The organism is Microcoleus sp. T3_B1 (assembly GCF_036700445.1).
GTDB lineage: Bacteria > Cyanobacteriota > Cyanobacteriia > Cyanobacteriales > Microcoleaceae > Microcoleus.
In genome coordinates, this window is sequence record NZ_JAUBOX010000104.1 from 1 (window position 1) to 22,268 (window position 22,268).

The following is a 22,268-nucleotide window of genomic DNA, read 5'->3' on the forward strand; positions in this document are numbered from 1 at the left end:
GAGTTTCGGTTAAAATTCCAGGGATTTTTTGTCTCTGTTCGGGGAGCGTCCCTGTTCCAAAACTGTCCGAAGTATTGAGTAAAATATCTACAAAAATAAAGATTTGGAGATTTCCGTACCTACAATCTCCCTGCCTTTCATCCCACCGAAGACACTGGGTACAGTTATAGCGGGGGACAACAGGAGCGAGGAGTTAAAAAAACACGGCATTTTGTGAGTCCCGTTTCAGCATAAAATCTTAAAATATTTTAAAGCTGTCCCTAACAGGCGTCAGTTAATAACTACGGCATCCAAATCATTATGACTATTGGCTACCTCGCCCTCGTTCTCCACGCCCACTTGCCCTTTGTTCGCCACCCCGAAAGCGACTACGTTTTAGAAGAAGAATGGCTGTTTGAGGCGATCGCGGAAACCTATATTCCCCTGCTGCAAGTCTTTGAAGGGCTCAAGCGCGACGGCATCGACTTTAAAATTACCATGAGCATGACGCCGCCCTTGGTGGCAATGCTGCGCGACCCCTTGCTGCAAGACCGCTTCGACGACCACTTGGCTAAACTCGAAGAATTAGCGGATCTCGAAATCGAACACAACAGCGGAAACGGGCACCTCCGCTACTTGGCAGAACATTACGCCGCCCATTTCTCTCAAGTCCGCAACTTTTGGGAAAAGTACGATCGAGATTTAGTCAAAGCCTTCAAAGAACACCAAGATACCAACAACCTCGAAATCATCACCTGCGGTGCCACCCACGGCTACCTACCGCTGATGAAAATGTACCCCGAAGCAGTTTGGGCACAAATTCAAGTAGCCTGCGACAACTACGAAGCAAACTTCGGTCGCCGACCAAAAGGCATTTGGCTGCCCGAATGCGCCTACTATGAAGGCTTAGAGCGGATGTTAGCCGACGCAGGCCTCCGCTACTTTCTCACAGACGGTCACGGCATCCTCTACGCCCGCCCGCGTCCCCGCTACGGCAGCTACGCCCCCATTTTCACCGAATGCGGAGTCGCAGCCTTCGGTCGGGATCACGAATCCTCGCAGCAGGTTTGGTCTTCCGAAGTCGGCTATCCAGGCGCGGCCGAATACCGCGAATTCTACAAAGATTTGGGTTGGGAAGCTGACTACGATTACATTAAGCCCTACATCATGCCCAACGGCCAGCGGAAAAATACCGGGATTAAATATCACAAAATCACCGGTCGCGGATTGGGTTTAGGCGATAAACAGTTGTACGATCCATACTGGGCAAGGGAAAAAGCAGCCGAACACGCCAGCAACTTTGCTTTCAACCGGGAACGCCAAGTCGAACACCTCAACGGGATTATGCAGCGTCCGCCGATTATTGTTTCGCCTTACGACGCCGAACTTTTCGGTCACTGGTGGTACGAAGGGCCTTGGTTCTTAGATTACCTGTTCCGCAAGAGTTGGTACGACCAAAATACCTACGAGATGACGCACTTAGCCGATTATTTGCGGGGAAATCCGACTCAGCAAGTGTGCCGCCCGTCTCAGTCTAGCTGGGGTTTCCGGGGTTTCCACGAATATTGGCTCAACGATACCAATGCTTGGATTTACCCGCACTTGCACAAAGCTGCGGAACGGATGATTGAGTTGGGAAGCATGGAACCTGCGGATGAATTGCAGTGGCGCGCTTTGAACCAGGCGGCGCGGGAAGTGCTGCTAGCTCAATCTTCTGACTGGGCATTTATCATGCGTACAGGGACGATGGTGCCCTATGCAGTGCGCCGGACTCGATCGCACTTAATGCGCTTTCACAAGCTTTACGATGAAGTGAAAGAAGGGAAAGTTGATTCGGGTTGGTTGGAGAAGGTTGAGGAGATTGATAATATTTTCCCGGAAATTAACTATCGCGTTTATCGATCGCTTTAAGGCTCGTTTCCCCTCCCATCCTGTCCCCCCAGCCCTGCTTAAGGGAGGGACAGGATGTTAATTAAAATTATAGGTAATGGGGCGATCGCCATGAGTGGAATGAGAGGGGCGATCTTTGGTTGAGAGTGTGAGTGCGATCGCTTTTTGACATCGAAAGGTCGATCGCACTTTATGTCTTTTTCTCAACGCGCAGGCGATCGCACAACACAATGTAGTCAAACAGCATTTTGAGCTGAGGAACGCTGGACAATAGAGAATTACTGGTGAAGAATTTCAACTATCTTGGCGATCGCCTCGTTCAACTTCTCAGGTTTAAGCTTACCAGCTTTATAAAGTATAATTTATCGCTCAGCGGTAAACAAGCGATTAGGTCTAATGTTGCTAGTTTGGTTAAGTCCACCCTCACTAAAATCACTACTTTGAAGGCTAATAGCATAGCGATCGGCGAGCGTCTGGCTAGTAATTTGACAAAGAATTAGATCGTCTCCTGCCAAAGTTGCTATTACTAGAGCGTCGGCGCTTGGCTTGTGTTAAATCTGAAAATGGGAAAGGAACAACTATCACATCACCTTTTACAAATTCTGCCATGCTTCATCCTCCTCTAATCTTAACCAGTCTTTTTGCAAAGAAGATTCACTCAGCAGGCTTGCTTCTAACTTATCTTTATCATACTTTGCTTTGAGAAATTGCAGAAAATCCCAAACTTCTTCTAATATAAATTCGGGGATATTATCCATTTCTTTAAGGAGCAATTCTTTAGCGTTCATGTCATTTACCTATAAAGACATATTGACACTCCTCGGCCTAAAGGCACGAGGATTCTTGGATCAGCCAGTCGAACTTATCTCTGTTTTGCTACCACCAGCAAGTAGAGATCGGTCTGTCCCCCAGCGTGAATTCCGGTGTGCCCCACCGTATTTAAATTGATTTTTGCCTGCTTCAACCCTTTTGCTAGGATGTTTTTTGCGGCGTTATGGTCGCGATCTAATACCGCACCACAATCACAAATATGGGTTCGAGTTGACAGGGTTTTCTTAACTAAATTGCCACAGTTTGAACAATCCTGGGAAGTGTACTGTGGTGGAACAGCAATAACTGTTTTGCCATACACTTTTCCAAAATATTCCAAATAATGATCAAGTTTGTGACCAAGCTGCATCGCTAATTGATTTAGCGAGCTTATGGTTTTTCACCATGTTCCGCACCTGAAGGTCTTCGTAGGCTATAAAATCGTTAGATTTTACCACGCCGGGCGTCGTCTTTATGGCGAAGTCTTTACGCTGCCTACTGACTTTCAGGTGCTTTCTTCCTAACTTGTTAATCGCTTTTTTTCGGTTCTTGGAACCTTTCTTTTTCCGAGAAACTCGCTGATGCAATCTCTTCAAAGCTTTTTCGCTTTTTCTGAGATACCGAGGATTAGGAACTGTTTCGCCGTCGCTATCAGCATAGAAGTGGTTTAACCCAACGTCTATCCCAGTGGCTTTACCAGTCGGAACAAGTTCCTCTTTCCTCTCCACATTGATGCAAAATTGGGCGTAGTATCCATCGGCGCGGCGCACAATTCTGATTCGTTTAATCTCACCAGGCGCATAAAAATGCAAATCCCGACTACCAATTAACTTGAATTTTCCGGCAGCAAAGCCGTCTTTAAATGTTAGACATTTCTTGTCGGTAGAAAGCTCCCATCCCGAAGTTTTATATTCCACAGATCGGGTGTATTTCTTGAACTGCGGGTAGCCTTTTTTTCCTGGTTTCTTAGCTTTGCAATTAGCAAAGAAACGTTGTATAGCAAAAATGGCACGTTCGGCGGAAGCCTGACGTGCCATCGAATTAAGCTTGCCTGCCCATTCAAACTCTTTCGCCATCACGGCGCATTGTTTGTACAGGTCTACTAACTTAATTCCTTGATTGTCTACCCAGTGTCTAAGAGTTTTATTTCGGACAAATTGAGCCGTCCGAATCATGTCGTCTATGATTCGATATTGTTCCGCTTTGCCCTTCAACTTAAACTCTAAAACTATCATTGGAATAGTCTCTCACTTTTGCTAAAACTTTTACTTACAAGTCTGTATATTTAATAATTATTCATATTACTTATAATTAAAGCCGTCCTATAAGGACGGGGCTTTAGACCCAGTTTCTTGGTAACTGTTAATCTATAATAGCATCCTTCAGATTAGCAGCGCTCAGTTGCGATCGCTCCCAATCTTGATGAGCGACGGACAACCGCAAGCAGCCCGCCAAATTCCGGCTGACGCTCAATCCATCCTCGCTTACCTACCCGATCGCATCCGCATCGCCCTCATTACCCGCGCGGCGGCTATTGAGTATCCCATCGAAGCTGTCGTGGAAATGGCGATCGCCAGTTGTCTCGATCGACTCGCTTAGCGTTGGGCTTTGCAGACTGTAAGCCAGGGCGCGGTAAGTAGTTGCCGATCGAGACAGATTTTAACTTTTAGTTGGTAATGGCATTTTTTGGGCAAAAAGTAGAGCTAGTGCGATCGACTAACCTACTAATTCAACCCCCAGGCGATCGCTCTTTTTGATATGGAAAGGACGAGATCCTTTATTTCTATTTCTCAATGCGCGGGCGATCGCCTTTTTCTATCTGCCACAGTCAAGAGCGATTCCCTACGGGATAGCTTCGCTTCACGCATTTTTGTAATAAAATACGATACAGTAGAAGTATTGTCCAACCCTTGCCCCCATCCGAGGTAACAATGCAAATCACCTTGAGCCAAGAGCAAACCCAAGTCCTTGAAGCTTTAGTAAAGCACGGTCAATATCCCTCCCTTGAAGAAGCAATTAACACAGCCTTGCTGTTATTAATCGATGATGTTACTTTATCCGATGACGGCAACAACCCAAACTATTTAGCGTGGGTACAAGAAACTGGGAAGAAAATCGATATAGCACGAGAACAAGCACAACGGGGTGAGTTGCTCAATCCAGACGATGTATTAGCTCAACTTAGAGATAAAGTGAAAAAAGCCAGAGAATTAAGAGCATGAATCGCTTGCTTATTACGCTCGAAGCGAGTCGAGATTTATCCGAAATTTCCGATTACTTTTTGGCGCAAAGCGTGGATGCAGGAGAGCGCTTTGTGGAAGGATTTGGTAAAAAATGTCAGCAGATTGCACAGTTTCCATATTTGGGGCGATCGTATTCACAATTTTCTCCCAGTTTACGTGGTGTGCCATTGATGGGATACATCATTTTTTATCAAATAGTTGGTGATGGTATTGAGATTTTGCGCGTTATTAGTGGTTATCGTAACTTGCAGGATGTTTTCAATACTGATTGAGTAAAAGCAATGCGCTCGCTATTGTGTCTGGGAAGGTCGATCGCTCTTTTGGCATGGAAAGGGATATTGAAAAATACTTAAACTACCTGATTCCTAATCAAGATTTGTTCCAGCACACAACATCCACAATTCGCGGGATGGTGGCAATCGCACAGGTGGAATTGAACCGGGAGCAGCAAGAGAGGGAATGTTAGCGCGAGCGAGAACAAATGGAAATCGGCAGGAAGAAGGAAGACAAAGAGAAAAAGCGATCTCGCCAACTTGAGAATATCATATTTTTGTCGGAACTGCGATCGGCGGCGGACAAATCTTTTGGGTCAGCTATCCCCTAATCAAAGATACACCGATTAAATAGCAACCCGATTTTTCCCTCCCGCTTCATCCCTTCACCGCGACGATTATCTGGAGTTTGCTTTTCGGTTTAATATTCGGCCTGCTGATACTGGGTAGCCTGCCGCTGGCGAGAAAAATATCCCCCAGAATCCTGCGGCTGGTAAGAAAAATATTGCCCAGGTAAAGCGGTGCGTGAGAGTCAATAAGCTGTCGCGCCTTTAAATTGCATATTCAGGGCGGGCGGGACGCCCACCCCACAAGAGTTAGATTGTTTTTTGACAGACAATTTAAATGCAGAACAGCTTAGTAAAGGGCTGCGGTGCAATGATTTTTCACCGTCACCCACCCTACGACTGATACAAAACATTGTATTCGTAGGGAAACGGCATTCCCGCATCCTTTAGCCCAACCGAACAGGAATACAATTCATTAAACAAAAAACCGGGTTTCTGATAAAACCCGGCAACCATGAACAGAAGCAATATTAACACTGGTCAAACCTCAATTCTTTAATAACTTCATCCCCATTTTCACCTTGTCCAAAATCGTCTTCTGCGAAACACAAGTAATCAGACAAAGCTTGCCGCAATTCAAAGTATCGCGGCGGACTTCCTGAGCTTTTTCGCCGTACCAAATCTCGCGGGCGCTGGCGTTTTTCACATTACCAATCACCGGAAACTCATCGCACAATTTCACATCGCCGCGCGTATCAATCCAGTAATTTCGCAGTCCAACGCGACAAGGACGAGTTGAATCAGGAGCTGTTTCTTCGGCAAAGTGAGGAATCATCAATCGCAACACTTCATCGCTGTTCATAATCGGAGCGCCGTTCTTCTTCATTTCAATTAGCCGCTCGATTACTTGTGAAAATTCCTCCATGTCTTCTTTTTCAATCCACAATTCCTCGTATGTTTCTGGCGTCCAGCGGTTGACGGATTGGAAGTTCACCGTCGTCGCCCCAATTCCCTGAGCCCAGGTGACTATTTCCGGGAGGTGGCGGAAATTGAGTCGGTTCATTGTCGGTTTGACGTTGATCGGAAACAAGACGTTCTGTTTTTCTTGTTCTTCGCGCAGATAGCCGATTCCTTTAGAAAGCCGATCGAACAATCCGGGTTGACCCCGCAAATAATCGTGCAGTTCTGCGTTCGGCCCGTCAACGGACATATTCACATTAAAAGGACGAGCAGCGACAGTTTTGGCTGCGTTTTCCCTGGTCATGCAATAGCCGTTGGTGGTGACGCCGGCGTGAATGCCATTTTTATTCGCAAAGGCCAGCAAGTCTAGAAAACCTTTTTTAATATAAGGTTCGCCGCCGCTAAAGTTGATTGAAAATTCGCCCACAAAGTCTTTGACGCTCAAGAGGGCATTTTGCCATTCTTCGATCGTCATTTCGTCTTTATATTCTTTGAGTCGCCAATACTCGCACTGGCGGCATTTAACATTGCAGCGCTCGTTGACAATCCCGTAAAAAGTGACTGGGCTTGTCACGTCGTATCCTGTATTGATCCGCAGCGATTCGGCTACTGCACTCTTGGTGTGCTTGACGCCCAGTCTCGATAATGTTAAAGCATCCATGTCTTTTTTTCCTTACGTGTTGTTAGCTAGGTCAATTCCTCGATCCCTCTTTTGTGCGTATAATTACGCATTCCTGATTACGTATTCCTTTTGAGTACGTATGCCCCATCCTAAGTGTTGCGTTTGGGTATGGCTAGATGTTTTTGAAATATTTATAATATTAAAACTTGTAACATATTAGTATTTCCAATGTATCAAGCGAGGCTTTGTGTGAAGACATGAATTCGGCTTAATAATTGCCAAAATATATGGGCTTAAGATTGACTTTAATTAATAATTGTAATTTATATTTAAAATTGGTTAAATAACTTAATACAGTTTGTCAGTAAAACTACGTAGGCAAGCGGTATCAATAATTTATTGTTATAGTGAAATGAGTAGCCAGTACAGCAGTTAACTTCACACAAGCTTTACAATATGGGAATTTAAGTATTTACACGGCAAAAAATGGCTATAAACATGGGACGATATTTGCACGTACTGAAAATGTTCTGGGGTGCGGCGATCGCAGCGGAACTAGAATACCGAATCAACTTTGTCCTCGCGACCATCAGCAGCCTCGGAAATCTTACTGGCAGCTTGTTTGGGCTATTTTTGTTCTACCGTACCGGCTACACGTTTTCGGGCTGGAAATGGGAAGAGGCTTTAGTTGTACTCGGCATTTTTACGGTTTTGCAGGGGTTTTCGTCAACGTTTCTAGCACCTAATCTCAGCCGTATTGTCGATCGAGTCCAGCAAGGTACTCTCGATTTCGTACTCCTCAAACCCATCAGTTCCCAATTCTGGCTATCTGCAAACACAGTTTCGCCTTGGGGAATGCCAGATTTAATCTTGGGCATCGTATTGCTGTTGTATGCTGGAAACAAATTGGGAGTAGCAATCGGCAACTATTTTTTAACAGCAATACCGCTGTTCTTCGGAACTATTACTCTTTACAGTATATGGTTTATGTTAGGGGCCACCAGCATTTGGTTTGTCAAAATTTACAATGTTACCGAAGTCCTCAAAGGATTGTTAGAAGCGGGTAGATTTCCCATGGCAGCTTATCCCGCAGCTTATCGATTTTTCTTCACCTTCGTAGTTCCCGTTGCCTTCTTGACGACTGTGCCTGCAGAAGCCATGCTGGGGAGAGGTGAAATCGTTTGGATCGCAGGGGCGGGAATATTGGCGATCGGGCTGTTATTTTTCTCCCGCTACTTCTGGCAATTTGCACTCCGCTTTTACACCAGCGCTTCCAGCTAGTTAAGTAGGTAGGTAAGCGGCTGCACATCTAGATTGTCTATTATGTTTGAGAGGGAGAGGATTTGACACCGGGGAATAGGGAATTGAAATATACATTTTCAATGGAAAACAGCTTATCTAAAAAATATTTTTGTCTATTTACTTAGATAGTTAAATAAATGGTAATTGCTCAACTAGGGGAAAAAAGGGAGCCATGAATAGAAAGGGCTTGTTGAATAGCTTGATAAGCGGTTAAGCCTTGCCTTTTACCAGTATTCACAACTGAACGAACCGCCGCAAATAAATCTCGCCCCCATTCTGAACGAAAACAATTGGTCACACGGCGAAATATCACGCTCATCCGAATCGCTTGTTCGCTAGAATTATTTGTCGGTGGAATTGCCGCATCTTCCAGAAATAAGAACAAATTATCCATCAGCTTGCCATAGCGTTTTCGCAACCGGACGCCATCCGGTTGATGTGGCATTAAACTCAAAATTCTGGTTAATCTTTCTCGTAAATTGCTGCGATATCCCTCCAGCCTTGCCTCGTCCATCCTGTCGCGTCGTCGATGGATGACAAAAGCCCTTAATAATAACCTCTTCATTGCTGGGGCAAAAATCTTGTCTCCTGCATCAATGGCATATTGGCAATCCCGCAGTTGATGGGCTAAACACACCTGCCATTGTGCTGCTGGGTGATTTTTTTGAGCGCTAAATAGGTCTGATACCCACAGTTGCGGGCGATGTTCCCCGAGAACTTCACTAATTACTCCAGCCCCTCGACTGGGACGGATGACATGCAGGCAAATATCTTGGTTCTGAAACACCCACTCCCATTGGTTTTGTCCGTTCACTCTGGCACTGGTTTCATCCGAGCAAATTAATTTTGCCTGCCGCAACCGTTGTAGTATTTGATTTACTTGAGCGTCTAAACTGGTTTTGACGGTACCCAAGAGGTTGGCGATTGCTCCCTCTGAAATCTTGAGCCCAAAAACTTCTGCTAAGATTCCCGACAGCCGTTCGTAGCTGATGGCATGAGTGTAGCGCAGATACGTAACCAGGCTTTGAATTGAACTGCCAAATGGTGAACCCGGTTCCATTCCTGCGGGTACGGGGGCAAGATAGTCGGTTTGACAACAGGTGCAGCGACCACCGTAACGCTCGATGCGCGTGACGATCGGACGAATTGGTGGTAGTTCTATTTTGTCATAGACGGATTGCAATTTTTGGGCTTTGGCAGTGACTGTTTCTCCACACTGGGGACAACTCTTGATTTGAGCGATAATGATTTGGTCGGGTTCGGGATGTAGGTATCTTCCCCCTCCTGCTCTGCCTACGCTTTTTTGTCTTTTGAGTCCTTCTATTTTCGATGGTCGGATGTTTGGCTTAAATCATGCATGATGGTGGAGTGCTGGAATTCGAGCTGGTTTTAGCGGGCGATGAGTCTGGTTTTGATTCGTCAGTGGTTAATGCGGAGCGCAGTTTTTGGATTTCCTGCCATAGCTTTACTATCAAGGCGTCTTTGGCCTCGTCCGATAGTTGCTTTAGGTCAGGGAGTTTTTTCATTCCTTTATCTAATGTCTATCTCGTTCTCTTGTCAAGGGGGTTGAGCAATTACAATAAATGTAAGATTTCAACCTATCCTGGAAATGTAAACTGGAAATAAACCACGCACAAGAAGGCAAACCAATGAAAAGAAAAAAACTGGGTAACAGTAATTTTACTATCAGCGCGATCGGTCTTGGATGTATGCCAATGTCCTTAAGCGGCCGGCCCCCCGAAGATCAATCAATGGCGGTAATTCACCGCGCCCTCGATTTGGGTGTCACCCTAATTGACACAGCAGATTCCTACTGCCAAGATCAATCTGATAAACACCACAACGAGCAGTTGATTGCCAAAGCTTTGGAACAGTACACCGGAGATACTCGCGCCGTTACTATCGCCACTAAAGGCGGCTTAATGCGGCCTCAAGGTGCGTGGACGCGCAATGGCAACCCCCACCATTTACGCAAGACAATTCGGGAAAGTTTTGAAGCATTGGGCGGCAAGGAACCGATCGACCTTTGGCAGTACCACTCGCCCGATCCTGCTTATACCATCGAAGCAGCCCTAGCACCTGCAAAAGAAGCAGTAGAAGCAGGAATGATTCGATTTATTGGAGTGTCCAACTTTTCTGTAGAGCAGATCAAACGTGCCCGCGATACAGTAGAAGTTGTCTCCGTGCAGAATCAGTACAATCCGTGGCACAGACAGCCGGAATCAGACGGGGTTCTGGAATATTGCGAAACCGAAAAACTGACATTTTTTCCCTGGAGTCCTTTGGGAGGAAGCCGCCGCGTCACCAGCTTGCAAGATATGCCCGCGATCGCCAAATTAGCAGCAGAAAAAAACGTTTCAGTTTACTGTATAGTATTAGCTTGGTTGATGGCTCAATCGCCCTGCGTCGTTCCGATTCCCGGTGCGACCAAAGTATCGAGTATTGAGGACTCTGTGCAGGCGCTCGAAGTTAAATTGACTGACGAGGAATTGCAACAAATTGCCGTAAGTTAAGTATATATAGCCTCTCGAGCTCTCATATGAGGTACTCATGGCCTCCGTGGCCTCCGTGGCCTCCGTGGCCTCCGTGGGCATACCTCACTTTTTTGAGAACCGCTATAGCAATCCTCGCATCATTTGTGTAATTCTTGTAGGGGCAAACCCCCCGTGGTTGCCCCCATGATGCTGGGGTAGGCACTCTTAGCACTACCCCTACATCTCATTTAGGATTGCTATATAAGGGCAAAAAAAACAATAGAACAGGCAAGATGCCTGTTCCACAAAGAGAACTTTATTGTGGGGTGGGTTGGAAAACCCGCCCTTGAAAGTGAGATTTAATGAGTAAAGTTGACATTTTTTGAGGAATTGAGTTTAATGGAAGCTAATCAAGTGAATGCCGATCGAGACGTAGCAATTGAACATCAAAACGTACCTGTCGCCCATGAAGGACTGCACAACTTTTTATACAGTTCCGATGCAGAACACAGCGCAGCAGCGACTATTTCTGAATTAGAAAATGACGGCACGCAAGTAATGTCGATCGATACATGGCGCGATTTGGCAACTAACGCGAAAGTCGCCGGCGTTTACGCTGTAATGGACACTTCCCGCAACACTCAGTTTATCGGTTATTCGCGAAATATCCTGCTTTCAATCAACGGTCACATCGCCCAAAATGGCGTCGAAAATTGCGCTTTCCTGCGCGTGCAAACTTTCAAATTTCCGAAGCGGGAAGAAATGGAAAGTTTGCGGGATGCTTGGATAGCAGAAATTGGCAGCATTCCGCCTGGGAACGGTGCTGACAGCGAAATGTGGGCGGCTACGGTAGGTCAAGCAGCGCGATCGGCAATGTCTGCTGAGGAACAAAAAGCTTATGAGGAAAAGAAGCTGAAATTGCGTAAAGCAATGGCAGATTCTAGTCTTACCAAAGAGTTAGAAACAGCAGCCAAAAATGACGGCGAACGCGCTAAGGATTTGGAAGCGGCTGTTAACAATGATGATTGGAGTGCGGTGATTCAATCGCAAACCCAGGAAACAAAGTCCCGCAAATAAAATTAGCTGCTACATAAACTTTCCTCCGCCGTAAAGTGGACTGGAAGAGCATCAAATCCAAAGGGCGGGTTTATCTATTTCCTGAGTTACCTATAAATATTTAGGGTAAAACCCGCCCCTACTAACTAATGACTAATGACTAATGACTAAATTACTAATGACTAATTTTTCGTTCTTTAACTAAAGTCAAACTTACCCATTCACCCCGCTCATTGTAACTGCGAATCATCCGAAACCGCAAGTCAGGTTCTACCAACCAACCGGCCTCGAAAAATATAGGTTTTCTGGATTCAATCTTGACAGGTAAAGTGCAAGAACCGCCGTCAGGAAGGAGCACAACTTGCACGGGTGAAGCACCTTCGTTAAAGTGCAGAACTGAACCGTCTATGGTGGCGCTAGAAGTGATAACACTAGCATTACTGCCAAAAGTGATTTTGTGCACTAGGCGATCGCTACTTTCTAAATGCAATTGTAAATTGGTAGAAGAAAAGTCAGGAGAACGCGAATCAGGATACATTGTCACGGCCTCGCCCTCCCACTCTCCCAGCAAATCTTCAACAGTTAAAGGCGGACGTTCGGGGACATTTTTATCAAGCTGCTTTTCCCGAATTAAGATAAGTTTGGATAAATTGCCGTCGGTATTGTATGTCAGAGGGAAGCGCAACCGACGATAATTGTAGATAAAACTCAACTCGGCACCGCACTCTGAAAAAGGCGCTAGTTGAATAGTACCCTGAGAAAAAGCTCCATTCTCAAAAAATAGGATATCTCGTCCCAAACTTTGATATTCTCGAACAAGTTCGCTGACTTCCGGTTCGCCGACACCGCTAGGATTTGGGGAAAACCGACGCAGTTTCAATCGCACTGTTTTGTTGTCATTGAAGCCTTCGAGAGAAATAATGCTAGGAGTATCTTGAAGTACCTCTCCTCGCGTTGATAGCTGAGTGAAGGAACCGTGCCATTCTCCCAAGTTTTGCAGAAAGTTTTCCCATTGTGATACCATATTTTTACCTTTGGATATATGTCTAAAAATAGAATTATAACTCTGCTTACGGATTTTGGATTAAGCGATGTTTATGTGGGAGTGATGAAAGGTGCGATCGCCCAAATTAACCCGCAGTTAAAAGTCATTGACATTACGCACCAAATACCCTCTCAAAATATTGCGGCGGCGAGGTTTTGTTTGATGACTGCTTTTGCTTATTTTCCGCCGGAAACCGTACACGTTGCTGTCGTCGATCCGGGGGTGGGAAGCAAGAGACGCCCGGTTGCGATTAAATGTGCTAATTGCTTTCTTGTCGGGCCGGATAACGGGTTGTTTAGCGGGGTGTTGAGTCGGGAAAGTGCGAGATCCTCTGTCGAACTCACGAATTCTCAATACTGGCGCACACCTCAACCCAGCAGCACTTTTCACGGTCGCGATATTTTTGCAGCAGCGGGCGCTCACTTGGCCAACGGGGTGGCGTTGGAAGACTTGGGAGGGGCGATCGACCCTGCAAGTTTAGTAGAGTTAGAGATACCAAATTGTGCCGTTACAGCCACAGGTGCAGCAGGCTGCATTCAATATGTCGATCGCTTTGGCAATCTAATTACTAATATCCCGAATAATTGCATTATAGGTAACAATTGGTCATTGACAATTAGCAATAGTTCTGATGCAATTCGCATCCCCAGCGGTAAAACCTACAGCGACACCGAACCGGGCGATTTAATTGCCATAACTGGTTCTGACGGTTGGGTAGAAATTGCCGTTAATGGCGGCAGCGCTCAATCTGTATTAAAATTGGAATGCGGAGCGATCGTGCAATTACTTTTTGAAACTAACAATTAAATAGGACTTATAGCCTTTCTCAGTAACATGAGGTGCTCTCGCGGGCATAGGGCATAGGGCATAGGGCATAGGGCATAGGGCATAGGGCATAGGGCATCAGTTGTGAGCGGTGTGTACCTCATTTTATTGAGAACCGCTATACGCATGGGTGCTCGGAAACCTGGTTTTTTACGAAAAAACTTTGTTGTAACCAGCAGATGCGGTGAAAAACCCGGTTATGAAGGCGGAGTGCGTAAGTCATAGTTTTTTTCGATCGATTACTTTTTCGGCAAAATCCACAATAGTTTGGCGATATTCGGGATTATTAAAAAAAGCATCTCCATTATTGTGCCTAGCATTAGGAACTAGCAAAATTTTTTTATATTCAGGAGAACTAGCATATAACTTTTTGCTCATAGTAGCAGGAACAAAACGATCGGCAATCCCGTGAACAAACAAAATCGGCATTCGCAGTGATTTGACCTTAGCCAGAGAATCAAACCTTTGCGTCAGCAACAACCGCACCGGAAAAAATCGCATATAAGCATTATTTTCCACCATATCCACCATAGAAGTAAACGAATTGTGGACAATCAAGCCAGCAGCTTCTGGATGCCTGATTGCTAACTCAATAGCAACAGCACCTCCCATTGAATGACCGTAAAATAAAATTTGGCTAGGCAACAATTGCCGCTGCTTAACTAAATAATTATAAGCAACTTCAGCATCTTCATATACTTGTGATTCCTTCGGAAAACTGCCTTGACTGCGGCCGTAACCCCGGTAATCAATCAGCAATACAGAAAAACCCAATTGCCGAAAGCGGTAAGATTGACTGATATTCGCACCGATGTTCAAACCCCTGCCGTGCAGGTACAATAAAGTTCCTAATGATTTTCGATTTGCGGCGGGCAGCCACCAACCGTGAAGTTTTTCAATTTTGCGCGATCGACCCTTAACTGGCAACCAAACTTCTTGGTAAGGGATGTTAAAAGCATCCGGTGTTTTGGCGATTGTAGGTGTTGGCTGAAAGATCAAACGAGTTTGCAGAAAAAACAAGAGTATACAGGAAGCAATGTAGGCGATCGCCCAAATCTTTCCTATTAAAAATAGCAACTTCAAACAATGTCTGTATCTATTTTGTATTTCGAGCATTGTGGTAACTCAAATAAAATTTTGGCTGTTTAGCCAAATTAAAAACAATAATTATTAACTTCAAAAACTAGCCTATTTTGAGGTAAAATCAATCCTGATGCTTCCTCAGTTAACAATTGGTTGTATATTGTATCCGCTTGCCCAAAAGATTCTTGAGGCAAAAATCTAAATATTGATGCAGCAACATATTGTTTTTCTTTTTCAAAGCTTATCCAGTTTCTTGATAATTCTTCTGCTGCAAAACCCGTAGTATTAGAACCAGAAAAAATATCTACTACCAAGTCTCCCGGTTCAGTAAGAAAATTTATAAAAAATGACGGTAATCTTTGGGGAAAACGTGCCGGATGCGCCTTAACATTAAACTCTTTGCACCAACGCAAGTATTGAGAATTACTTTCAGAATTAGAAATTTCTAGCAAATTAGATGGAATAGCACCTCCATTATCTTTGGCAAATCGATCGCTAATATTGTGACCGGAAGGACGTTCTTTGGGCGTGTAAAATTCATCAGCATTTTTCAAAAGTTTTTTCATTCTCTCAGAATACTCTACTTTGACTTTAGTAATATTCGCTTGAGGTTGATTCGTTTTGGAAAGCCACCAAACAGTATTCACAGAATCTTTTGCCCGGATTTTCTTTTTATTCACCCACTCTATAGGAGATGGAAGTTTTGAAGGATTAAACCAGAAAAACTCTTGAGCAAGTTTAAATTCATATTCGTCACATAACCTAATAAGTACGCGGTAATTATACAGCGACCGTACAGGTATTCCTTTCTGATAAGCACCTCCAAGGTCTATAACAAAACTTCCAGTATCCTTAAGAACTCTTTTAATTTCAGGAGCAAAGCCCAGCAGCCAATCAACATATAAATCTTGATCCTCATTTCCATAACTCTTTTGGCGTTGCAATGCAAAAGGAGGGGATGTAATCACCAAATCTATAGAATTGCTAGCAAGACTATTCAGGAGATGAAGAGAATCTCCCAAATAAGATTGACCGTATTGGGTGGTGTAAATTGGAGCGGGCAAAATGTTACTCATGCTTAATTTAGATTAGTTTAAGGTACAAAAGACACAGCCTACTGTCATTATATCAAAATCCGTACTCTCAGTGTTACTAAATCCGTACTTTCAGTTCGTTGTTTTGTGTATAAATTCTTCGTACCATTCAAAAAGCGAACTTTCAGTTCGTTTTTATGAATTGTGAGGGGTATGAATTACAAAGAAGCCAGACAACAATTTGCAGTCAAGGTAAGTCAGTTACGCAGAGAAAAAAGGATGACACAGGACGAGTTAGCAGAACTCATAGACAAGACTACTGACTATATCAGCTTATTGGAACGCGGTGAAAGATCGCCATCCTTTGAAGTTATTTTCGCTCTAGCTGAAGCGCTCGATGTACCCGCTACTTATTTAATCAGTTTTAGCCAAAGCGGCGAAAGTACAGCTCTCATTAACACCCTAATAGCTGAACCAGTTTCTCCGTCAGTTGTAGAGCCTGTTGAAGAGGCTGTTACCACGGAAGCAGAACGCATTTCAGATGCTAAACGGCTAGAAAATGCTATGAAAAGCATCCAAGAATTGCAAAATCTGGCTAGTGAATATGGTATTGCGGATATTTTTCAAGATAACGGGGGAAAGACTTTACAGTTATTAATTCTTTTAGGGCTGCGGATATCGCCTGGACGTGAAGGAAACGATGCTATTGATGCTGAAGGAAAAGAATACGAACTTAAAACAATAAATATTGCTCTCAATAGAAGCGGTGGGGTCACTACTCACCATCATTTGAATGAAATTATACTTGACAAGTATCGCCGAGTAGAAGCTTGGTATATTGGACTGTATGAAGGCATAACTCTCAAAGAGATTTATAAACTTACACCTGAAATGCTGGAACCTAAATTTAAAGAATGGGAAGAAAAGGTGAGGCTAAGAAACGAGCCGCTAAACAATCCTAAAATTCCCTTAAAGTTAGTAAAAAAAGGGCAACTTGTCTACTCTTATAGTAAATAATAGTTGCCCGATAGTGTTTAAAGGGGATTAGGTTGTGTTTGTGTAGAAACGATAGCTTGCCTACAGGTAGCGATTTTTACCCTCAAGCTACCACGAAATTAACCAACTTTCCAGGCACCACAATTACCTTTTTAATCTCCTTACCTTCAAGGTGACGCTTAGCCAATTCAGACTCGCGAGCAAACTTTTCCAACGCAGCTTTATCAGCACCAGAAGGCACTTGAATTGTGCCTCGAGTTTTGCCCATAACTTGAATTACCAGCGTAATTTCATCGGTAATTAACGCAGAAGCATCCACACTCGGCCAAGTTTGCGTATGCACCGATTCACTGTTACCAGTATTGTGCCACAATTCATCAGCAATATGCGGCGCAAAAGGCGCTAACAAGCGAATCAAAGTGTTAATTCCTTCTGCATAAATTGGCGAATCTTTACATTTAGCATCATTCAAAGCATTGCTGAGTTTCATCATTTCCGAAACAGCAGTATTGAACTGATAATCGCCCTCCAAATCTTCGCTCACTTCCTTAATTGCAGTGTGAATCGCCCGCCGCAAATCCTTCTCAGGTTTACTTAAAACCTCTTTCTCCCCCCCTTGCGAAGGGGGGGCAGGGGGGGGTGCACCAAACTCTGTAACCACGCGCCAAACGCGATTTAAAAAGCGAAATTGCCCTTCCACATCAGCGTCGTCCCACTCCAAATCCTTCTCTGGGGGCGCTTTGAATAAAATAAACATCCGCGCCGTATCTACCCCATATTTGCCCATAACTTGCAAGGGGTCAACGCCATTGTATTTTGATTTGGACATCTTCTCGTAGAAGACTTCCAAAGCTTCGCCAGTTTGAGGATCTTTGGGATTTGTGGGGTCTATATCTGCTGGGGGAACGTATTTGCCAGTAACAGGATTTTTATAGGCCATTGCTTGCACCATGCCTTGAGTTAACAGGCGTTTAAATGGTTCGTCACAATTGATCAAACCCCGATCGCGCAAAACCTTGGTAAAGAACCGCGAATACAGCAAGTGCAAGATTGCGTGTTCGATGCCGCCGACATATTGGTCTACGGGCATCCAATCATTTGTCTTTGCCGTATCGAAGACTTGCTCTTGATTTTGAGCATCGGGATAGCGCAAGAAATACCACGAAGAATCTATAAAAGTATCCATCGTATCTGTTTCCCGCTTCGCCGCAGTCCCGCAACTCGGACAAGGAACGTTTACCCATTCTTCCATCTTTGCCAAGGGCGAACCTTTGCCAGTAAATTGTACATTTTCCGGCAACAATACGGGCAAATCCGATGCGGGTACGGGTACTGTCCCGCAGGTGGGACAGTGAATTACGGGAATCGGAGCGCCCCAATAACGCTGTCTAGAAATCAACCAATCTCTCAAGCGGTATTGGATGCGGGCTTTGCCATAACCTGCATTTTCGGCATGGTGAATAATCGCTGCTTTGCCTTTAATTGAATCCATGCCGTTGAAGCTTTCGGAATTAATCATAATTCCTGGTTCGGTGTAAGCTTCGCTCAATGGCAGCTCATCATCATCCACAATTACTACTTTAATTGGCAGTTGATATTGATTGGCAAATTTGAAATCTCGCGTGTCGTGGGCGGGTACTCCCATAACTGCGCCGGTGCCGTATTCGTACAATACATAATCGGCAATCCAAATGGGAATTTCTTCGCCGTTGAAAGGGTTGATTGCTTTGCCGCCTGTGGGGATACCGCGCTTTGGTTTGTCTTCGGCTGTGCGATCGATCTCGCTTTGGGCGGCGACTTCTTTGATGAAGGTTTCTACGGCCGCTTTTCTGTCTGCGGTTGTCACGCGCTGAGTTAGTGGATGTTCCGGCGCTAAAACAAGGTAACTGACGCCGTAAACTGTGTCTGGGCGAGTGGTGAAAACAGCGATTTTTTCATCCATTCCGACAATCGGAAATTCTAAGTAAGCGCCGACTGATTTGCCGATCCAGTTAGCTTGCATTAATTTGACTCTTTCTGGCCAATCTGGCAATTTGTCTAAGTCGTTTAATAACTGTTCGGCGTAATCGGTAATTTTGAGGAACCACTGCCGCAATAATTTGCGCTCGACTTTGGCACCGGAACGCCAGGAACGTCCTTCGTTATCTACTTGTTCGTTTGCTAAGACTGTTTGGTCGATCGGGTCCCAATTAACTGCCGCTTCTTTTTGATATGCTAATCCTGCTTCTAAAAATTGTAAGAAAATCCATTGAGTCCACCGATAATAATCGGGAGAACAAGTTGTAACTTCTTTTGTCCAATCAAAGGAAATGCCGAGACGGCGAAATAAGCCTTTCATTTGGGCAATATTTTCATACGTCCATTTTGCCGGGGGAATTCCGCGCTCGATGGCGGCATTTTCTGCGGGCAAACCAAAAGCGTCCCACCCCATCGGATTCAATACCCGATAGCCTTGCATTCGCTTGAGTCTGGCAATTACATCAATAATTGTGTAGTTGCGGACGTGGCCCATGTGCAGGTTTCCCGACGGGTAGGGGAACATGGATAAGGCATAAAATTTAGGCTTTTGGGTATCTTCTGGCATCTGGTCTAAGTTTTGCTCAGCCCATGTCTGCTGCCATTTTTCTTCTATGGATTGGGGGTTATATCTGGAATCCACAACAATTGCTCCGTGCAGGGTTTAGTAATGTTTGCTTCAGTATTTTTACACATTCAAGGGGCTTCGATTCTGATTTTTCTGAGCGCCAAGGATTTTGGCTCGAATATCTGTATTATATATTGTAGTATAGGTAATTTGAGCTGGGGGGCGATCGGCCAAATATCCCCGTTCGCCCTGAAAAAAGTAAATAACTGCTATCCCCAGAAACCCGATTTCTTTGACAAACCGGGTTTATTCTCCTAGTTCGAGCTTAGATGCTATCAGGATCGATGTTCAATTCGCGCAGTTTGGCGGCTAAACGTTCCGCTTTTTGAGCTTCTTGTTCGGCCCGCTGCGAGGCTTCTTCTGCGCGCTGCGAGGCTTCTTCTGCACGCTGAAATTCTTGTTCGGCGCGCCGTCGCTCTAATAGCCGCTCTGCATTTATTTCGGAATAGGAAAGAAACTTTTCTCCATCAGGGCGATAGATTTCTAACCCTTCTTCTGGCAACTCAAACCGCACTCCCAGTCTGGGACTTATCCATCCCTCCATCGGTTCAATCGGTTCTAAGATTCCTTCAATTCTTTGCCAACCTTCTAACTGATTTCTTTCTGGATCGTAAAGGTAATACTCCTCGACTCCATAACGATAGTAAAATGAAAGTTTCTTGTTCATTTTTGTGTTACTATCGTTGTGGGAGCGAATTTCAAAGACGACTTGGGGAGCAATATTATCTTCGCGAGATTGTATGTAGGAACGTCGCTCGCCTTTTGGTCTACCAAATATCACCATCGTATCCGGCGCTTGAGAAATATCTGGTCTACCTTCAACCGGATACCAAAGTAAATCGGCGGCTACAAACACGTTGGGATCATCTTCAAACAGCGATTCGCAACCTTCTTTGATTGTGACAATTAATTTGTATTGTATTGTGCTGTCTGCCATTGGTTGACCGTCGCTGGATGGATAAATAATTTCTTCGGTTGTGACTTGCATTGTGGTTGTCTCCGAGAAGTATATGAGCTTAATTATACTATTGTTTGAACCCACTATTCGAGCCTAAAATGGCAATGCCATTTCCCTACTGACCTAATATTCAAAATAGGAAACAGCGGCGCTTCAAAGCTGCTTGCAAAAGAGTGTTATACAGTTTTTCCTTAACAGTATAAGCTCCGAATCTTTCCAAGTGCGGATTGTTCATTTGAGCATCGAACATCAGATAAGATCGATCGCGCAATCTCTCCACCAACTTCACCATCGCCACCTTAGAACCATCGGGAATTCGGTAAAACATCGACTCCCCAATAAACGCACCGCCGATCGACAATCCGAGAATACCGCCCGCCAATTCGTCCCCGCACCAAGTCTCGAAGCTGTAAGCCCAACCGGCCTCATACAAACCCCAGTAAATCTTCTTGAGCTCCTTAGAAATCCAAGTCGTTTCGCGATCGGCACAACCCTCAACCACCGCCCCAAAATCGCGGTTCACAGCCACCGAAAATCGATTTTGATTGATTTGGCGACGCAGGGATTTCGGATAGGTAAATCTTTCATCCAGGGGAATCAGCGCCCGCTGTCGGCTGGAATACCACCCCAAACTTTCCTCGCCGTCATTTGCCATCAAGAAGTAGCCTTGGGCATATCCTTGTATAATTGTCGGTATATCATATTGCATATATTTATCAGTTGTCATTTCTCAGTTAACTTTTCAAAGTCAACATTAGCAATTAGGAATAATCATGTCTGAAACCATTGAACCTATTACCTTACCGCCCGCCAAAAACCCCGAACAAGAAGGCCAATGGCTCCAACAAACGCTGCTGGCATGGCTAGACTCCGAGTTTATCCCAGAAGCAGCCAACCAGCAAATAGCTAAAAGAGCTGCCCAAATCTATGTTCGCCAGCGTATGGAAGGCGAGAATGACGTGGGCAGCCTCGTAATTGCGATCGTCACCGAAATGCAGGCCTATGATTTTTCTAAAAGCTTCTACGGCGAATTTGCGATCGCCAATGCCGTCAGCGACTTGTTACTCGATAGTCTAGGCATCGATAAATGCTGTGGCCAGTGAAGCAAGAAGGAGGAAAATTTAACTCATAAGTCTGAAACAAGAATCAACCCCAAACATAATCTTGCCGATTATTTATAAGTTTTTTTTCCTTCTTCCTTCTTCCTTTTTCTTTAGAATAAATCTCCAGAAACACGACAATTTCAGAAAAACATCATCCGTGTATCCGTGTCATCATCCGTGTCGTGCCTTCCTTCTTTCTTCGTGCTACCAGCTAGACTTCACAACACCGGGCAAAAGACCTTCGTGAGCCATTTCTCGCATCATGTTGCGAGACAGTCCGAAGTCACGATAGTAACCTCTGGGGCGTCCAGTTGCCCAGCAGCGGTTCCGCAAGCGAGTCCGCGAACTGCTGCGGGGTAGCTGTTGTAGTTGGCGGTGAATCGCCATTTTGTCCATCTGATTGGTAGCTTGGTCAAACTGGTCTTTCAGGTCTTCCCGCTTGTCGGCGTACTTGTCTACGAGTCTCTGGCGCTTTTTCTCGCGCTCGACCATGCTCTTCTTAGCCATAATCTGTTGATATCCTTAGATTAATCACAATCTACTATTTTACTATATTTTTGTCATTTTGGATCTCTTTTATTTGAATTATTTCTTTTGTCAACAAGATTTTTAGCAACAGGCAAGATGCCTGTTCCACAATAAATTAACATTTTTAGCAACAGGCAAGATGCCTGTTCCACAATAA

General features: G+C 44.7%; 23 protein-coding genes and 1 pseudogene. 13 read left to right on the top strand and 11 right to left on the bottom strand.

Annotated elements, in window-relative coordinates; all coding sequences use genetic code 11:
• Positions 1 to 300 precede the first annotated feature (300 nt).
• Both QT990_RS32090 and QT990_RS32095 read left to right on the top strand, forming a co-directional pair.
• On the top strand, positions 301 to 1,890 hold the full coding sequence (locus QT990_RS32090; protein ID WP_333036521.1) for a glycoside hydrolase family 57 protein: 1,590 nt from the start codon (positions 301 to 303) through the stop codon (positions 1,888 to 1,890).
• A 263-nt stretch (positions 1,891 to 2,153) separates the two neighbouring features.
• On the top strand, positions 2,154 to 2,369 hold the full coding sequence (locus tag QT990_RS32095; RefSeq protein ID WP_333148311.1) for a hypothetical protein: 216 nt from the start codon (positions 2,154 to 2,156) through the stop codon (positions 2,367 to 2,369).
• Between the two features lie 93 nt (positions 2,370 to 2,462).
• Here QT990_RS32095 and QT990_RS32100 read toward each other — a convergent pair whose 3' ends face one another.
• Positions 2,463 to 2,657, bottom strand: a complete 195-nt coding sequence (locus QT990_RS32100) for a hypothetical protein (RefSeq protein WP_333148313.1) — start codon at positions 2,655 to 2,657, stop codon at positions 2,463 to 2,465.
• Between the two features lie 74 nt (positions 2,658 to 2,731).
• Positions 2,732 to 3,914 (bottom strand): annotated as a pseudogene (locus tag QT990_RS32105) (RNA-guided endonuclease InsQ/TnpB family protein).
• A 187-nt stretch (positions 3,915 to 4,101) separates the two neighbouring features.
• Here QT990_RS32105 and QT990_RS32110 point away from each other — a divergent pair.
• The 5 genes from QT990_RS32110 to QT990_RS32130 all read left to right on the top strand — a co-directional run bounded on the left by QT990_RS32110 (position 4,102) and on the right by QT990_RS32130 (position 5,526).
• On the top strand, positions 4,102 to 4,278 hold the full coding sequence (locus QT990_RS32110) for a hypothetical protein (RefSeq protein ID WP_333144997.1): 177 nt from the start codon (positions 4,102 to 4,104) through the stop codon (positions 4,276 to 4,278).
• Positions 4,279 to 4,610: 332 nt separating this feature from the next.
• On the top strand, positions 4,611 to 4,901 hold the full coding sequence (locus QT990_RS32115) for a hypothetical protein (protein ID WP_333144996.1): 291 nt from the start codon (positions 4,611 to 4,613) through the stop codon (positions 4,899 to 4,901).
• Complete coding sequence (locus QT990_RS32120; RefSeq protein ID WP_333144995.1) at positions 4,898 to 5,194, top strand: type II toxin-antitoxin system RelE/ParE family toxin; 297 nt, start codon at positions 4,898 to 4,900, stop codon at positions 5,192 to 5,194. The genes QT990_RS32115 and QT990_RS32120 overlap by 4 nt, the downstream gene beginning before the upstream one ends.
• Positions 5,191 to 5,388 carry a hypothetical protein gene (locus QT990_RS32125; RefSeq protein WP_333144994.1) on the top strand — a complete coding sequence of 66 codons (198 nt, stop codon included), beginning with the start codon at positions 5,191 to 5,193 and terminating at the stop codon, positions 5,386 to 5,388. The genes QT990_RS32120 and QT990_RS32125 overlap by 4 nt, the downstream gene beginning before the upstream one ends.
• Positions 5,389 to 5,403: 15 nt before the next feature.
• On the top strand, positions 5,404 to 5,526 hold the full coding sequence (locus QT990_RS32130) for a hypothetical protein (protein WP_333144993.1): 123 nt from the start codon (positions 5,404 to 5,406) through the stop codon (positions 5,524 to 5,526).
• Positions 5,527 to 6,028: 502 nt separating this feature from the next.
• On the opposite strand, the gene QT990_RS32135 is transcribed toward QT990_RS32130, so the two are convergent.
• Positions 6,029 to 7,102, bottom strand: coding sequence for a radical SAM protein (locus tag QT990_RS32135; RefSeq protein ID WP_333144990.1), 1,074 nt, complete (start codon positions 7,100 to 7,102; stop codon positions 6,029 to 6,031).
• Between the two features lie 447 nt (positions 7,103 to 7,549).
• Here QT990_RS32135 and QT990_RS32140 point away from each other — a divergent pair, with 447 nt between their 5' ends.
• Positions 7,550 to 8,344: an ABC transporter permease gene (locus QT990_RS32140; protein WP_333144989.1), complete on the top strand. Its 795-nt coding sequence runs from the start codon at positions 7,550 to 7,552 to the stop codon at positions 8,342 to 8,344.
• Between the two features lie 169 nt (positions 8,345 to 8,513).
• On the opposite strand, the gene tnpC is transcribed toward QT990_RS32140, so the two are convergent.
• A complete protein-coding gene (tnpC, locus tag QT990_RS32145) occupies positions 8,514 to 9,704 on the bottom strand; it encodes an IS66 family transposase (RefSeq protein ID WP_333466218.1) in 1,191 nt (396 codons plus the stop codon).
• A 310-nt stretch (positions 9,705 to 10,014) separates the two neighbouring features.
• Here tnpC and QT990_RS32150 point away from each other — a divergent pair, with 310 nt between their 5' ends.
• Together QT990_RS32150 and QT990_RS32155 are read left to right on the top strand one after the other, a co-directional pair.
• The gene (locus QT990_RS32150) at positions 10,015 to 10,878 is read left to right on the top strand and encodes an aldo/keto reductase (RefSeq protein ID WP_333466216.1); all 864 of its coding nucleotides are present in this window, start codon (positions 10,015 to 10,017) and stop codon (positions 10,876 to 10,878) included.
• 360 nt (positions 10,879 to 11,238) lie between these two features.
• On the top strand, positions 11,239 to 11,916 hold the full coding sequence (locus QT990_RS32155) for a GIY-YIG nuclease family protein (RefSeq protein WP_333466217.1): 678 nt from the start codon (positions 11,239 to 11,241) through the stop codon (positions 11,914 to 11,916).
• 154 nt (positions 11,917 to 12,070) lie between these two features.
• On the opposite strand, the gene QT990_RS32160 is transcribed toward QT990_RS32155, so the two are convergent.
• On the bottom strand, positions 12,071 to 12,919 hold the full coding sequence (locus tag QT990_RS32160) for a DUF3598 family protein (RefSeq protein ID WP_333144986.1): 849 nt from the start codon (positions 12,917 to 12,919) through the stop codon (positions 12,071 to 12,073).
• 18 nt (positions 12,920 to 12,937) lie between these two features.
• Here QT990_RS32160 and QT990_RS32165 point away from each other — a divergent pair, with 18 nt between their 5' ends.
• A complete protein-coding gene (locus QT990_RS32165) occupies positions 12,938 to 13,747 on the top strand; it encodes an SAM-dependent chlorinase/fluorinase (protein WP_333144985.1) in 810 nt (269 codons plus the stop codon).
• Between the two features lie 237 nt (positions 13,748 to 13,984).
• On the opposite strand, the gene QT990_RS32170 is transcribed toward QT990_RS32165, so the two are convergent.
• Both QT990_RS32170 and QT990_RS32175 read right to left on the bottom strand, forming a co-directional pair.
• A complete protein-coding gene (locus QT990_RS32170) occupies positions 13,985 to 14,881 on the bottom strand; it encodes an alpha/beta hydrolase (RefSeq protein WP_333144984.1) in 897 nt (298 codons plus the stop codon).
• Between the two features lie 38 nt (positions 14,882 to 14,919).
• On the bottom strand, positions 14,920 to 15,924 hold the full coding sequence (locus QT990_RS32175) for a site-specific DNA-methyltransferase (protein WP_333144983.1): 1,005 nt from the start codon (positions 15,922 to 15,924) through the stop codon (positions 14,920 to 14,922).
• Between the two features lie 171 nt (positions 15,925 to 16,095).
• On the opposite strand from QT990_RS32175, the gene QT990_RS32180 reads away from it, so the two are divergent.
• On the top strand, positions 16,096 to 16,899 hold the full coding sequence (locus tag QT990_RS32180; protein WP_333144982.1) for a helix-turn-helix domain-containing protein: 804 nt from the start codon (positions 16,096 to 16,098) through the stop codon (positions 16,897 to 16,899).
• A gap of 82 nt (positions 16,900 to 16,981) precedes the next feature.
• Here the strand turns inward: QT990_RS32180 and leuS are convergent, their stop codons facing one another.
• The 3 genes from leuS to aat form a co-directional block, all read right to left on the bottom strand.
• Entirely contained in the window at positions 16,982 to 19,537 is a 2,556-nt protein-coding gene (leuS, locus tag QT990_RS32185) for a leucine--tRNA ligase (RefSeq protein WP_333144981.1), read from the bottom strand.
• A 250-nt stretch (positions 19,538 to 19,787) separates the two neighbouring features.
• Positions 19,788 to 20,510, bottom strand: a complete 723-nt coding sequence (locus QT990_RS32190) for a Uma2 family endonuclease (RefSeq protein WP_333144980.1) — start codon at positions 20,508 to 20,510, stop codon at positions 19,788 to 19,790.
• Positions 20,511 to 20,610: 100 nt separating this feature from the next.
• Positions 20,611 to 21,207, bottom strand: coding sequence for a leucyl/phenylalanyl-tRNA--protein transferase (aat, locus tag QT990_RS32195; RefSeq protein WP_445252085.1), 597 nt, complete (start codon positions 21,205 to 21,207; stop codon positions 20,611 to 20,613).
• Positions 21,208 to 21,253: 46 nt separating this feature from the next.
• On the opposite strand from aat, the gene QT990_RS32200 reads away from it, so the two are divergent.
• Entirely contained in the window at positions 21,254 to 21,583 is a 330-nt protein-coding gene (locus QT990_RS32200; RefSeq protein ID WP_332953433.1) for a hypothetical protein, read from the top strand.
• Positions 21,584 to 21,787: 204 nt separating this feature from the next.
• On the opposite strand, the gene rpsN is transcribed toward QT990_RS32200, so the two are convergent.
• The gene (rpsN, locus tag QT990_RS32205; protein WP_333055623.1) at positions 21,788 to 22,090 is read right to left on the bottom strand and encodes a 30S ribosomal protein S14; all 303 of its coding nucleotides are present in this window, start codon (positions 22,088 to 22,090) and stop codon (positions 21,788 to 21,790) included.
• Positions 22,091 to 22,268: the final 178 nt, after the last annotated feature.